General features: G+C 67.1%; 11 protein-coding genes. 4 read left to right on the plus strand and 7 right to left on the minus strand.

Features of this window, described 5'->3' with window-relative positions; genetic code table 11:
- The 4 genes from VGV37_RS02735 to VGV37_RS02750 form a co-directional block, all read right to left on the minus strand.
- Entirely contained in the window at window positions 1-591 is a 591-nt protein-coding gene (locus tag VGV37_RS02735; protein WP_326878074.1) for a DUF3501 family protein, read from the minus strand.
- 14 nt (window positions 592-605) lie between these two features.
- Entirely contained in the window at window positions 606-1,946 is a 1,341-nt protein-coding gene (locus VGV37_RS02740; protein ID WP_326878075.1) for a heterodisulfide reductase-related iron-sulfur binding cluster, read from the minus strand.
- Window positions 1,947-2,030: 84 nt separating this feature from the next.
- Window positions 2,031-2,453 (minus strand): rubrerythrin family protein, encoded by a 423-nt coding sequence (locus VGV37_RS02745; RefSeq protein WP_326878076.1) that lies wholly within the window; start codon window positions 2,451-2,453, stop codon window positions 2,031-2,033.
- A gap of 147 nt (window positions 2,454-2,600) precedes the next feature.
- Window positions 2,601-2,960: a hypothetical protein gene (locus VGV37_RS02750; RefSeq protein ID WP_326878077.1), complete on the minus strand. Its 360-nt coding sequence runs from the start codon at window positions 2,958-2,960 to the stop codon at window positions 2,601-2,603.
- A gap of 163 nt (window positions 2,961-3,123) precedes the next feature.
- Between VGV37_RS02750 and VGV37_RS02755 the strand changes: the two genes are divergently transcribed.
- From VGV37_RS02755 to VGV37_RS02765, 3 genes are all read left to right on the plus strand, one after another.
- Window positions 3,124-3,447, plus strand: a complete 324-nt coding sequence (locus tag VGV37_RS02755) for an RNHCP domain-containing protein (RefSeq protein WP_326878078.1) — start codon at window positions 3,124-3,126, stop codon at window positions 3,445-3,447.
- A gap of 162 nt (window positions 3,448-3,609) precedes the next feature.
- Window positions 3,610-7,068 (plus strand): ATP-binding protein, encoded by a 3,459-nt coding sequence (locus VGV37_RS02760; protein WP_326878079.1) that lies wholly within the window; start codon window positions 3,610-3,612, stop codon window positions 7,066-7,068.
- 9 nt (window positions 7,069-7,077) lie between these two features.
- The gene (locus VGV37_RS02765) at window positions 7,078-7,473 is read left to right on the plus strand and encodes a response regulator (protein WP_326878080.1); all 396 of its coding nucleotides are present in this window, start codon (window positions 7,078-7,080) and stop codon (window positions 7,471-7,473) included.
- 4 nt (window positions 7,474-7,477) lie between these two features.
- Here the strand turns inward: VGV37_RS02765 and VGV37_RS02770 are convergent, their stop codons facing one another.
- Together VGV37_RS02770 and VGV37_RS02775 are read right to left on the minus strand one after the other, a co-directional pair.
- Complete coding sequence (locus VGV37_RS02770; RefSeq protein WP_326878081.1) at window positions 7,478-7,837, minus strand: Hpt domain-containing protein; 360 nt, start codon at window positions 7,835-7,837, stop codon at window positions 7,478-7,480.
- Window positions 7,838-7,872: 35 nt separating this feature from the next.
- Window positions 7,873-10,608: an ATP-binding protein gene (locus VGV37_RS02775; RefSeq protein ID WP_326878082.1), complete on the minus strand. Its 2,736-nt coding sequence runs from the start codon at window positions 10,606-10,608 to the stop codon at window positions 7,873-7,875.
- 153 nt (window positions 10,609-10,761) lie between these two features.
- Between VGV37_RS02775 and VGV37_RS02780 the strand changes: the two genes are divergently transcribed.
- Window positions 10,762-11,658 (plus strand): LysR substrate-binding domain-containing protein, encoded by an 897-nt coding sequence (locus tag VGV37_RS02780; protein WP_326878083.1) that lies wholly within the window; start codon window positions 10,762-10,764, stop codon window positions 11,656-11,658.
- Between the two features lie 17 nt (window positions 11,659-11,675).
- Here VGV37_RS02780 and VGV37_RS02785 read toward each other — a convergent pair whose 3' ends face one another.
- A complete protein-coding gene (locus VGV37_RS02785) occupies window positions 11,676-12,002 on the minus strand; it encodes an antibiotic biosynthesis monooxygenase family protein (RefSeq protein ID WP_326878084.1) in 327 nt (108 codons plus the stop codon).
- Between the last annotated feature and the right edge of the window lie 14 nt (window positions 12,003-12,016).

Raw genomic sequence — 12,016 nt, forward strand, 5'->3', positions numbered from 1 at the left:
TCAGAGATCGGCCGCGAGCGCCGCGCGCACCGGCTCCGGCACCAGGGCGATGTGACCATAGTTCGGATGGTCGAAGCCCAGCAGTATCTGGGCGCCCGCGGTGCGAAACGCTTCGATCGCGGTCGGAGTCAGCGGAAAATGGAAGAACTGCACCGAGGACGCCTTGCCTTCCGGCGAGGTGTTCTCGCGGTGCGGATCGGGAATGCCGCGGATCTGGTCGTCGCCCGCCTGCAGAAAGGTCTTGTGCTCGATGCCGCCGATGCGGTTGAGCTGGGTCATGCGCCGGGTCGGCTCGTCGATTTCGAACATCACGGTCGCGACCAACTCGCCGCCGGTCGGCACGAGCGGCCCGTAGGCTTCGATTTCCTCGGCGATCTGCGGCTCGCCGCCATTCTCGATATAGACCATCTCGAGAATCTGGTGACGGATCGTCTCCCAATTTTCGAAATAGAAGGTCGCGAACGGCCCGACCTCGACCCGGCGATGCTGCTTCAGCACGGACATCCGGGTACGCTGGTCCTTGCGGATCGGCAGATAGTCAGCGCGGTCGAGGATGTCGGCGCGCTCGATGCTGCGTTTCGGGCTGGTCATGATGACGTCCTTCGTTATCCGCCGACGAGGCCATAGGCCTGGGCGAACAGCTGAACCGGATGGGCCTGGGCCGGCAGCGGCGCATCGCCGGCCAAGCGCTCGATCCCCTGCAGGATATGGGTCGCCGCGAGCGGACATTCCGACGCCACGAACGGATTTTCGTTATTGACCGCCGCGCGGGCGACCGGACGGCCAACCTTGAGAGCCACCTCGAAATTGCCCTCCATCACGCCCCACGACCCGCCATGGCCGGAGCAGCGCTCGACCACGTCGATCTTAGTGTCGGGAATGAGCCGCAACAGCTCGGCCGCCTTCTGGCCCATGTTCTGCGCGCGCGCATGGCAGGCGATATGGACGGTGACGCCGCCCGGCAGGGCTTCGAGGCCGGGCGCCAGCCCCTCCTTCCTGGCGATGGCGACGATATATTCGCTGATGTCGCTCGTATGTTCCGACAGACGCTTCACATCCGGATCGTCGGGCAGGATCAGCGGCCATTCGAACTTCAGCATCAGCGCGCAGGACGGCACGAGGGCGATGACCTCGTAGCCCTCGTCGATGTAGCGCTGCAGCGCCTTCGACACGGTGCGCGCCCGGTCGGCCACGTCGGCGATGTCGCCGGCCTCGAGCTGAGGCATGCCGCAGCAGGCCGGATAGGCCACCTCGGTCTCGACGCCGTTATGGGCCAGGATGGCCCGGGCCGCGAGGCCGATGGCCGGATCGTTGAATTCGACGAAGCAGGTCGCATAGAGCACGGCCTTGCGCCCGAAACCCGGGGCATCGCAATTGACTTTCGGCGCGTCGAGTGCCCGTTGCTGGAAAGTCTGGCCGGCATATTTCGGCAATTCCGCGTCGCGCGCGATGCCCGCCACCGCCTGCAGCACCGGCCGGGTCAGGCCATTGTGCCGGTCGGACGCCCAATTGGCGATCGGCGCCACCAGCGAGGCGAACTTGCCGTTGCGATCGGTATGGGTCAGCGCCTTGTTGACCTTGTCGAGCTTGCCCTCTGCCAGTTCCGCCGCCCGGTAGCGCAGCATCAAGTGCGGGAAATCCAGGTTGAACTCGTGCGGCGGCACATAGGGGCACTTCGTCATGAAGCACAGGTCGCACAGCGTGCAGGCATCGACGACGGGCTTGTAGTCCTTGGGATCGACCGCATCCAACTCGCCGGTCGCGGAATTGTCGGCCAGATCGAACAGGCGGGGAAACGAGTCGCACAGATTGAAGCAGCGCCGGCAGCCGTGGCAGATGTCGAAGACGCGATGCATCTCCTTCTCGATCACCGCCATGTCGTAGAATTCGGGATTCTGCCATTCGATCGGATGGCGAATGGGCGCTTGCAGACTGCCTTCGGCCATGGGCCCGCTCCCTCTCGTGCCGAGGTTCTCGTCGTGTCGGTGGAGCGAAAGGCCGGCGGGATAGCCCGCCGGCCTCCCGGTCGGTCAGGCGTTCAGGGAATCGAGCGCCTTCTGGAAGCGGCCGGCGTGCGAGCGCTCGGCCTTTGCCAGGGTCTCGAACCAATCGGCGATCTCGTCGAAGCCTTCCTCGCGCGCGGTCCGCGCCATGCCCGGATACATGTCGGTATATTCGTGCGTCTCGCCGGCGATGGCCGCCGCCAGGTTCTTGTCGGTCGGACCGATCGGCTTGCCGGTCGCCGGGTCGCCGACGACTTCCAGGAACTCCAGATGGCCGTGGGCATGGCCCGTCTCGCCCTCGGCGGTCGAGCGGAACACGGCGGCCACGTCGTTGAAGCCCTCGACGTCGGCCTTCTGGGCGAAATAGAGGTAACGGCGATTGGCTTGGCTTTCGCCCGAAAACGCTTCCTTCAGATTGCCTTCGGTCTTGCTTCCCGCGAGCTTGCTCATCGCGTGCCTCCCCAGGGGGTTGATCATCGGGCGCGGGCGGGTCCGCCCAAGCGCTCCCGGGGATGATGTATCAGCCGCGGACGGCGCGTCAACCGCTTTGGAACGATTCTAAAATACCGGGAGGAACCGGTGAATGCCGTCCGGGACTCAAGCCTTGGCGGCGGCCCTGGCGCGCGGACCGGCGAGACGGCCGGCGTCGGATTTGTTGCGGCGCTTATGGATGACCAGCGTAACCTGATCCTCGACGACGGTGATCTTCTTTTCCGCTTCGGCCGGCAGCGGGATCTTGGCACCGATCGCCTGCATGATGACCGCCGCCGCCAGGTCGGCTTCGGAGATTTCGTGCTCGACGATCTCGCCGTCGATGGTCTCGACGGCGAGCGTGACGGAAATCCGCGCGCCTTCGTGGATGACGTAGCGGGAAATCTGCCCGACGGTCAGGGGGCGACCCAATTTCCGGTAGAAGCTCGCCAACGCCGCAACGACCTCCTGATCATTGTACATCATGACGCGCATCTCTATTGGCATTGCCGTTTCCCCGCGGTTACCCCGTGCCGATTCTAGGCCGAGCAGTGCATGGCCGACAAGCGTGCTGAGGATTGGCTTTGCCCCGTCCGCGGCACTCCGTCATGCTGGGCGGCCCATCGAGCCCTTCTTGCCGGACCCGACCATGGAGAAGCGTTTCCAGCGCCGCATCGAGGATTTCCAGTGCCTGCACTGCGGCCGGACGGTCACGGGCAACGGCTTCACCAACCATTGCCCCGCCTGTCTCTGGAGCCGGCACGTCGACGTCAATCCGGGCGACCGGGGCGCCGAATGCGGCGGCGCCATGCGGCCGGTGGGGCATGAAACGGTCCGCGGACGGATCATGATCCTGCACCGCTGCGAGACCTGCGGATTCGAGCGGCGGAACCAATTGGGCAAGGACGACGACATGGCGGCGCTCATCCGGCTGGCGGGCGAGAATGCCGGACGCGCGGTGCGCGGGCGCTGATGTACACGATCCCGCCTCATCTCCAATGAAAGCTTAAGTCTCCAGCTGCTATCACGCTACAATCCCAGATCGTGAGCGACGGCGCGCCCGAGGACTATGCAGAGACCACTCAAGCTACGTACGTCCATCGTCCTGACGTTTGGGGGGCTCGCTTTCCTGACGATGACCCTCGTCGCCCTCATCGTGGGCAGCAGCTCGCGCACTCTCGCCGAGCGTGATGCGCGCCTGCGCCTGAATGCCGCCGCGGTCCAGGTCCGCAACCGGCTCGACCAGGACATGTTCGAGCGCTTTCGCGACATAAGGAATGCCGCGGCGCTGTCACCCCTGTTCACGGAAGGCAATGCGCCGCTGCGGCGCGCCTGGTTCGATCGCATCCTGTCGACATATCCGGACTATGCCTGGCTGGGTTTCGCCAGCCTGGACGGCACCGTCGTGACCTCGGCGAACGGCGTGCTGGAAGGCCAGTCGGTCGCGGCCCGCCCCTGGTTCCGGGAAGGCAGCAAGGCCCCGTTCGTCGGCGACGTGCATTCCGCGCTGCTGCTCGAAAAGGTGCTGCCCAACCCGTCGGGTGAACCGATGCGGTTCGTCGATGTGGCGACGCCCGTGATGGATCCGGAGGGCCGCACGATCGGCGTGCTGGGCGCCCATCTCAGCTGGCAATGGGCGCGGCGCATCCGCCAGACCGTGACCGCCTCGCTCGACGAGGGCGATCAGGGCATCGAGATCTTCATCCTCGATCACGCCGGCACGGTGCTGCTGGGCCCCGATACCTTCGTCGACCATCCCTTGAAGCTTGCCGGGCTCGCTGCGCCTACGGTCGCGGCCCAGAGCCGGCTCGTCGTCTGGCCGGACCAGCAGCCCTACCTGACCACCACCGTAGCCACCGAAGGCTACCTGAGCTTTCCCGGTCTCGGCTGGTCGGTGACGATCCGCCAACCGCGCGCGATCGCCTTTGCCCAGGCCCAGGCGATCCAGCGTCACGTGCTGTGGATCGGCCTCGGTGCCGCCCTGCTGGTCGCGGCGATCGCCTGGCTGCTGGCGGGGCGCCTGACCCGGCCGCTGACCACGCTCAGCGAGGCCGCCCATCGCATCAGAAAGGGCGAAGCAGGCGTCACCCTGCCACGCCTGCGCGGCTTTTTCGAGGTGGCCTCGCTCGCTCACTCGCTGAATGCCATGACCACGACCCTGGAGCGCCAGCGCAGCGACCTGACCGATCTCAACGCGACGCTCGAGATGCGGATCGCGCGGCGGACGGCCGCTCTCAACCTGATGCAGGAAGTCGCTACCGCCGCCAACGAGGCGGACGACCTGGATACCGCCGTCCGATTCGGGCTCGACCGGCTCTGCGCGCATCTGGGCTGGCCGGTCGGCCATGCCCGCCGCATCGCCGCGGGCCCCGCCGGACGTGCCGCTCCAGCCACGATCGATCTCTGGCATCTCGACGACCCGGACCGGTTCGCACCGTTCGTGGTCGCGACCCAAGGTTTCGCCTTCGCGGAAAACGCCGGCCTGGCCGGCGCCGTCATCGCGCAACGGGCCCCCGTCTGGCAGGCCGACGTAGGGCGCGTAACCGGCTTCAGGCGCCAAGCGGTGGCAGAGGCCTGCGGCCTGGTGACCGCACTCGCTTTTCCGGTGGTCGCGGGCGGGCGAACCGAACTGGTCGTGCAGTGTTTTGCCGACCGACCGATCGCCGAGGATGCCGAAAGCCTGTCGATCGCGGGCTTCGTCGGCCTGCAATTGAGCCGGGCGGCTGAACGGCTCGCGGCCGCCGACCGGCTGGCCGAGCGCGAGGGGCGCCTGACGGCGATCTACGACAGCGTGCTCGACGGCATCATCACGATCAACCCATCCGGCTCGATCGAAACCATGAATCGCGCAGCCGAGCGCGTGTTCGGCCATCCGCCGGGCAGCCTGCTTCGCCGGAACCTTCGCCTGCTGATGGCGGAACCCTTCGCCTCCGCCTACGAGAGCGAGCTGATGCGCCACCTGGCCGACGGCGGCGGCGACTTTCTCGGAACCGTTCGGGAATTGGAGGGGCTGCACGCCGATGGAACACGGTTTCCGATGGAGGTCGCCTTCACGGCCGCCACCATCGGCGAGCGGCGCCTGCTGGTCGCCGCCGTGCGCGACATCACCGAGCGGCGCGCGATCGAACGGCTCAAGAACGAGTTCGTGTCGACCGTCAGCCACGAGTTGCGCACGCCGCTCACGTCGATCTCGGGCGCGCTTGCCCTCATGGCCAAGGGAACCGCCGGCACGCTGCCCGACAAGGCCCTGGGCCTCGTCGCCATCGCACGCTCCAACTGCGACCGGCTGGTGCGCCTGATCAACGACATCCTCGACCTCGAGCGCATCGAGGCGGGCAATCTCGTCTTCGAGTTCGAGGTAGTCGACATCGCCGATCTGCTCGATCGCCTCGTTCGCGAGACCGCCGAATTCGCCCAAAAATACAATGTCGAACTGGAGATTGCGCCGGCAGTGCCGGAGGTCATGGTCTGGGGCGACCGGCATCGCCTGATGCAGGTGCTGGCCAACCTGGTTTCGAACGCCGTCAAATTCTCGCCCGACGCCGGGACAGTGACCGTCGGCGCCACGCTCGAAGACGGCAAGATCCATGTGACGGTGACCGACCGGGGACGCGGCATTCCCGACGAATTCAAATCGCGCATCTTTCAGAAATTCGCCCAGGCGGATGCGTCCGACAGCCGGCAGAAGGGTGGTACGGGACTGGGCCTGTCGATCGTGAAATCGATCGTCGAGCGCCATGGCGGGACGGTCGGCTTCTCATCGCAATCCCAAGTCGGATCGACGTTCTGGTTCGATCTGCCTGAAAAACATGCGCCCTTGACCGCCCCCGGCCTCCCCGCGGAGGAGTCGCGGCGCAAAGTCCTGATCTGCGAGGACGACAAGGATGTCGGGCACATTCTGACGCTGCATCTGGAGCAGGCCGGATACCAGTCCCTGTGGGCGCACACTGCCGCCGAAGCTCGCGAGTTGCTGCGGCAGCACGACTTCGTCGCGATGACGCTCGACCTGGGCCTGCCAGACCAGGACGGGCTCCAACTTCTGAACATGATCAAGGCCGACCCGGCGACCGCCACGATGCCCGTCGTCATCGTCTCGGGCCGGGCCGACGCCGGCGGCGACCGGCTGGGCATCGCCGACTGGATCACCAAACCGGTCATGCCCGAACGGCTGATTGCCGCGCTGGACCAGATCCGGTCCAGCCGGGATCGGCCGACGGTATTGCATGTCGAAGACGATCCGGACATCGTGGATCTGGTCTCGGCTGCACTGCAATCGAAGGCCGACCTCGTCGCAGCCGGGTCCTTGGCCGCTGCCCGCCTTGCGCTGGAACAGGCGCGCTTCGACGTCATCGTGCTCGACGTCGGCCTGCCGGACGGGTCCGGACTGGACCTGCTCGATACGATCGATGCGATGGAAGGCGGCCCGAAGCCGGCGGTCGTTCTGTTTTCGGCACAGGAGCCGCATCCCAGTCGACGGGACGAAATGGCGGCAGTGCTTGTAAAATCCCAGGCGAGCCTCGATCATCTTGCGGACATGATCGGGCAGGCACTGACCCAGCGGCGGGCATCCAGCCCTCGCCAACCGACCGGATGACGACACGCCATGAATGAACCGCTGAAGCGTATCCTGCTGGTCGAGGACGACCCGGACGTTCAGACCATCGCATCGATGGCGCTCATCGATATCGGCGAGTTCGATCTGACGGTCTGTTCGTCGGGCCGCGAGGCGCTCGAGCGGGTTGCGGGGATCAAGCCCCAGATGATCCTGCTCGACGTGATGATGCCCGACATGGACGGCCCATCGACGCTGGAGGAGATCCGGCGCCTGCCGCTCAGCCCGCAGCCGCCGGTCATCTTCATGACCGCGAAGGTGCAGCCCCAGGAACAGCAGCGCTATCTGAGCCTGGGCGCCATCGAAGTCATCGCCAAACCGTTCGATCCCGTGACCCTGGCGGATCAGCTGCATGCCGCCTGGGCGCGCCTGGACGACGGCGCATAGGCGGCTAGGCGGGCGCGGCCTCCGGATAGATCTCCACGAGCCTGGCAAAGGATGCGCGCATCTGCGCCATCAGGCGGCCCACCGCCTCGCCCAGCGCGCCCGGCGGCAGGTCGGGCGCCTCCATTTCGAGCGCGCCCGCCATCTCACCCAGTTTGGTCAGCCCGATCGAGCCGCTGCTGCCCGCCATCTGGTGGGCGATCGCCTTGATGCGCGCCGGGTCGGGCGCCTGCTGCAACGCCGTCAGCGCCTGCAGCAGCTCCGCGCCGTGGGAAAGCTGCGCCGCCACGACCTTGACGACCCGCTCGCGACCCAGTCGCTGCTCCAGAATAGTGAGGATCGTCTGATCTAAAACCGCATCGCTCATGGCAATCGCCCCTTCGTTGTCCCTCGAATTCCCGCTCAAGCGCCGCCGGGCAACCGGAACGGCAGGACGTTGCCCCCCTGGTCGCTTTCCAGCGCCCACTCGACCGCCTGGGCCAGATCGGCCCGGCGGAACGGCTTGCGGAGGGTGACGAGTGCCCCGTCCGGGTCGTCGGCCAGTGCCGGGTCTGCATAGCCGGTGATCAGCAGCACGGCGATATCCGGCAGCCGCTTGCGGATCTGCCGGACCAGCTCGCGGCCGTTCATCCCGGGCATGGCGACATCGGCCGCGACGATGTCGATCTCGATGCCCTGTTCCAGCAGCAGCAGCGCTTCGCTGCCGCTGCCCGCCTCGGTCACGATGCAGCCGATTTCCCGGAGCATCATGCCGGTCACCTCGCGCACCGCCGGATCGTCGTCGACCAGCAGCAGGCGGATGCCGGCGAACTCGTTTTCGTCCGGCATGATCGGATCGGGCACCGCCGCTTCCGGCAAGGCCTCGGCACGCGGCAGATAGACCCGGATGGTGGTGCCCATGCCCACCACGCTGTCGATCTCGACTCCGCCGCCGGACTGACGGACCACGCCATAGACCATCGACAGGCCGAGGCCGCTGCCCTTGCCGACCTCCTTGGTGGTGAAGAACGGCTCGAACGCGCGAGCGCGAACGTCGTCGGTCATGCCCGACCCGGTGTCCGCGACGCTCAGCACGACATAGTCGCCCGGCTTCAGATCGGCATCGCCGCCGCCCCGATGCAGCAGGTTCCGGGTCTCGATTGTCAGGGTGCCGCCGGCCGACATGGCATCGCGCGCATTGATCGCGAGGTTCAGCAGCACGAGTTCGATCTGGCTCGGATCGACCAGGGCGGCCCACGGGTCGGCCGCCAGCCGCGGATCGATCGTGATGGTCGGGCCGATGGTTCGCGCCAGCAGATCGCTCAAGCCATCGACCAGCCGGTTGATGTCGACCGGCTTGGGTTCGAGACGCTGCTTGCGGGCGAAGGCCAGCAATTGGCTGACCAGCGTGGCACCGCGTTCGGCGGCACGGGCCGCGGTTTCCAGCGAGCGCGCCGCCGGATGGTTGCCGAGCCGCATCTGGGCCAGTTCGAGATTGCCGAGGATCGCGGTCAGCAGGTTGTTGAAGTCATGGGCGACGCCGCTGGTCAGCTGGCCGATCGCCTCGATGCGCTGGACCTGTTCGAGCTTGGCCTCGGCCTCGCGCCGTTCGACGATCTCGGACGACAGCAGCCGGTTCGCTTCCGCCAGTTCCGTCGTGCGTTCGATGACGCGGACCTCCAGCGTCTCGGTCAGGCGCTTCAGCGCCTCCTCGGCCTTGCGTCGCTCGGTCACGTCCGTGGCGGCGCCGATCCATTCGCGGATATGGCCATCCGGTGCCCGAACCGGCACGGCACGGGCCGCGAAGTCGCGCCAGGACGCGCTGGGCGCATGCCACAGGCGCCCGACCGTCTCGAACACGGCGCCGCGGGCGACCGACCCGCGAAAGTCCGCGACCAGGGTCGCGCGATCTTCCGGATGGACCATTTCGGCCCATCGCAGGCCCTCGTGCGCCGGCCAGGCCTGGGCGGTGAACGCCTGCCAGGATGGCTGAGGCTCGGTGAAGCGACCCTGGGCATCGGTCGTCCAGACGATCGCCGTGGTGGCTGAGATGAGCGAGCGATAGCGTTCCTCGCTGCGGCGCACCGCCACCTCGGCGTCGTATTGTTCCCGCTCGCGCCGGTCGATCGCCTCGACCAGATCGTTGAACGCCATGCCGAGCCGGCCGAAATCCGAGGTGCGATCGGACAGGTCGACCCGCACCCGGTATTCGCCGCGACTCCAGCGCTGCGCCGCGGCCAGCAGCGAGCCGATCGGCCGCCCGATGATGATGCGGCCGATCAGCCAGGCCGCGAGCAGGGCCAGCCCGATATCGAGCGCCACCAGCAGGCCGGCGCGTTCGCCGGCCCGGTCGAGCGAGGCGAAAGCGGCGGATTTCGGCAGGCCGACGCTGAGCCACAGCCCGTTCGGTGCCGATTTCAACGGAGCGATGCCCAGAATGCGGTCGACGTGATCGTCGTGGTTGACCCATTCAGACGTCGTCTCGTGCTCGGCCTGCAGGATGGCGAGCAACGGCGCCGCCGCCCGGCTGCCGATGCTGGCGCGACGCGGCAGGCGGGCGAGGTAGATGCCGTTGCGGTCGATCATGCAGATCGCCGTCTCCGGATCGAGACCCTTGGCCGCGAAATAATCATTGAGCCAGTCGAGGCTGAGCGTCGCGACCAGCACGCCGCCGCGCCGGCCCGGCGCCCCGTCATAGGCCAGCGCCAGCGGCAGGACGGGCCGCGGTCCATAGGTCGTATCATAGCCGCCGACGGCGAAGGTCCCGCTGCGCAGAGCCGTTTGAAAATACGGCTTGTCGGCGATCGACAGCGTGTCGGGCAGCGACCGGTCGGCACAGACGGGGTGGCCGGACGGATCGAAGATCGCGAGCGTCGAGAGTTCGGGATATTGCGTGACCAGGCGGCCGAGCGAGACCTTGCAGGCGGCCGCATCGCCACCGACGATCGAATTGTCGTTGGCGAGCGCCACCAGCAGGTTGCGCACGCCATCGATGATGCGGTCGGATTCGGCGGCGGCGAAGCGCGTCAGGGTCAAGGCATGCCGATGGATCTCGGTACGTTCCGAGGCCCTGAGGTCGTATTCATTATAGGCCTGGATGCCGATTGCCGGCAGCACGGCCAGAACCACCAGCAGAAACAGACGCGTCAGCAGGCTCAACAACGACCTCTCGGGTGCGGCACACGCATCTGCCATTCGATCGGAGATGACGGCAGCGGGCTTGGACCCAATATGCTATCGGCCCGAGGGCCAGCGCTCACCATAGCAGATTTCCGTTAAATACTTCTTTCCAGTGCAACCGGACATCCCCCGATGAACCTGCGTGATCTCGCCTATGCCGTGAGCCTGGCCGCCGACGGCCATTTCCGGCGCGCCGCCGAGCGCTGCAACGTCAGCCAACCGACTTTGAGCGCCCAGATCGCCAAGCTGGAGGACGAACTGGGCGTGCAATTGTTCGAGCGCAGCCCGCGCGGCGCCACGCCGACCCTGAACGGCCGCGCGCTGCTGCACCAGGCGGGGATCGTGCTGGACGAGGTCGAACGGCTGCGCGAACTGGCCCGCGCCGCCCATGATCCGCTGGTCGGGCCGTTCCAGCTGGGCGTCATTCCGACCGCGGGTCCCTACCTGATGCCCCGCCTGCTGCCGCTGCTGCAGGCGAATTGGCCGGCGCTCAAGCTGCATCTGCGCGAAGATCGCACCGATGCGCTGGTCGAGCGCCTGCGCGCCGGCGCGCTCGACGCCGCGATCCTGTCCACGCCGATCGAGGCCGAAGACCTGCGGACCGAGCCGCTGCTGGAAGAACGCATGCTGCTCGCCCTGCCCGCTGGTCACGCGCTCGCCCGCACGCCGCGGATCCGGCACGAGTCGCTGGCCGGCGCACCGGTCATGCTGCTGGAAGACGGCCACTGCCTGCGCGACCAGACCATGGCCTTCTGCCGCTCGACCGGCCTCGGCGCACGCAGCGACGTCCAGGCCGCGAGCCTGGAGACCTTGCGGCAGATGGTGATGGCGGGCATCGGCCTCGCCCTCATCCCGGCACTCGCGGCCGAGGCGCCGTTCGGCCTCGGCCCGATGGCGGTCTATCGCCGGTTCGAGGATCCGGAACCCAGCCGGACGTTGGTGCTGGCCTGGCGCCGCAGCTTTCCGCGCGGCGACGCGCTGCGCGGCCTCGCCAAGGCGCTGGCCGGCGCCCTGGCGGATGGCACGTAGTCCCCGGCTCAGGGCGCCTAGGTGCCGGCAGCTTCCTCCTCGGCCCGGGCTACCCACAGCAAGTGTGTTTCATACGTCCGCGTAGCCTGGTCGCCGGTGAGGAAGCCGGCGGAAACTATCCGTCCGACCGTTTCGGCGTAGCTGGGTGACGTGGCCAGCGCGTCGATGTCCGACTGCGATTGCCAAAGCGTCAGCACGTGGCAGCTTCCGCCATCGCGGAACATCAGCACGCCCTCGCAGCCCGGCTGTTTGCGGAACATCGGCAGTGAAATCTTTTCTGCGAAAGCCTCGTAGTCGTCCAGCTGCGCCGGCGACACCTTCGTGCTCCAGATCCGCGCGATCATTTTTCGTTCTCCGA

Origin of the sequence: Aliidongia sp., assembly GCF_035943795.1 — a bacterium.
Taxonomy (GTDB): Bacteria; Pseudomonadota; Alphaproteobacteria; order ATCC43930; family CGMCC-115725; genus Aliidongia.

What these genes read in the sequence shown, in the direction of transcription:
- VGV37_RS02735 (WP_326878074.1), bottom strand. Translation starts at nt 591, where the DNA reads ATGACCAGCCCGAAACGCAGCATCGAGCGCGCCGACATCCTCGACCGC.
- VGV37_RS02740 (WP_326878075.1), bottom strand. Translation starts at nt 1,946, where the DNA reads ATGGCCGAAGGCAGTCTGCAAGCGCCCATTCGCCATCCGATCGAATGG.
- VGV37_RS02745 (WP_326878076.1), bottom strand. Translation starts at nt 2,453, where the DNA reads ATGAGCAAGCTCGCGGGAAGCAAGACCGAAGGCAATCTGAAGGAAGCG.
- VGV37_RS02750 (WP_326878077.1), bottom strand. Translation starts at nt 2,960, where the DNA reads ATGATGTACAATGATCAGGAGGTCGTTGCGGCGTTGGCGAGCTTCTAC.
- VGV37_RS02755 (WP_326878078.1), top strand. Translation starts at nt 3,124, where the DNA reads ATGGAGAAGCGTTTCCAGCGCCGCATCGAGGATTTCCAGTGCCTGCAC.
- VGV37_RS02760 (WP_326878079.1), top strand. Translation starts at nt 3,610, where the DNA reads ATGACCCTCGTCGCCCTCATCGTGGGCAGCAGCTCGCGCACTCTCGCC.
- VGV37_RS02765 (WP_326878080.1), top strand. Translation starts at nt 7,078, where the DNA reads ATGAATGAACCGCTGAAGCGTATCCTGCTGGTCGAGGACGACCCGGAC.
- VGV37_RS02770 (WP_326878081.1), bottom strand. Translation starts at nt 7,837, where the DNA reads ATGAGCGATGCGGTTTTAGATCAGACGATCCTCACTATTCTGGAGCAG.
- VGV37_RS02780 (WP_326878083.1), top strand. Translation starts at nt 10,762, where the DNA reads ATGAACCTGCGTGATCTCGCCTATGCCGTGAGCCTGGCCGCCGACGGC.
- VGV37_RS02785 (WP_326878084.1), bottom strand. Translation starts at nt 12,002, where the DNA reads ATGATCGCGCGGATCTGGAGCACGAAGGTGTCGCCGGCGCAGCTGGAC.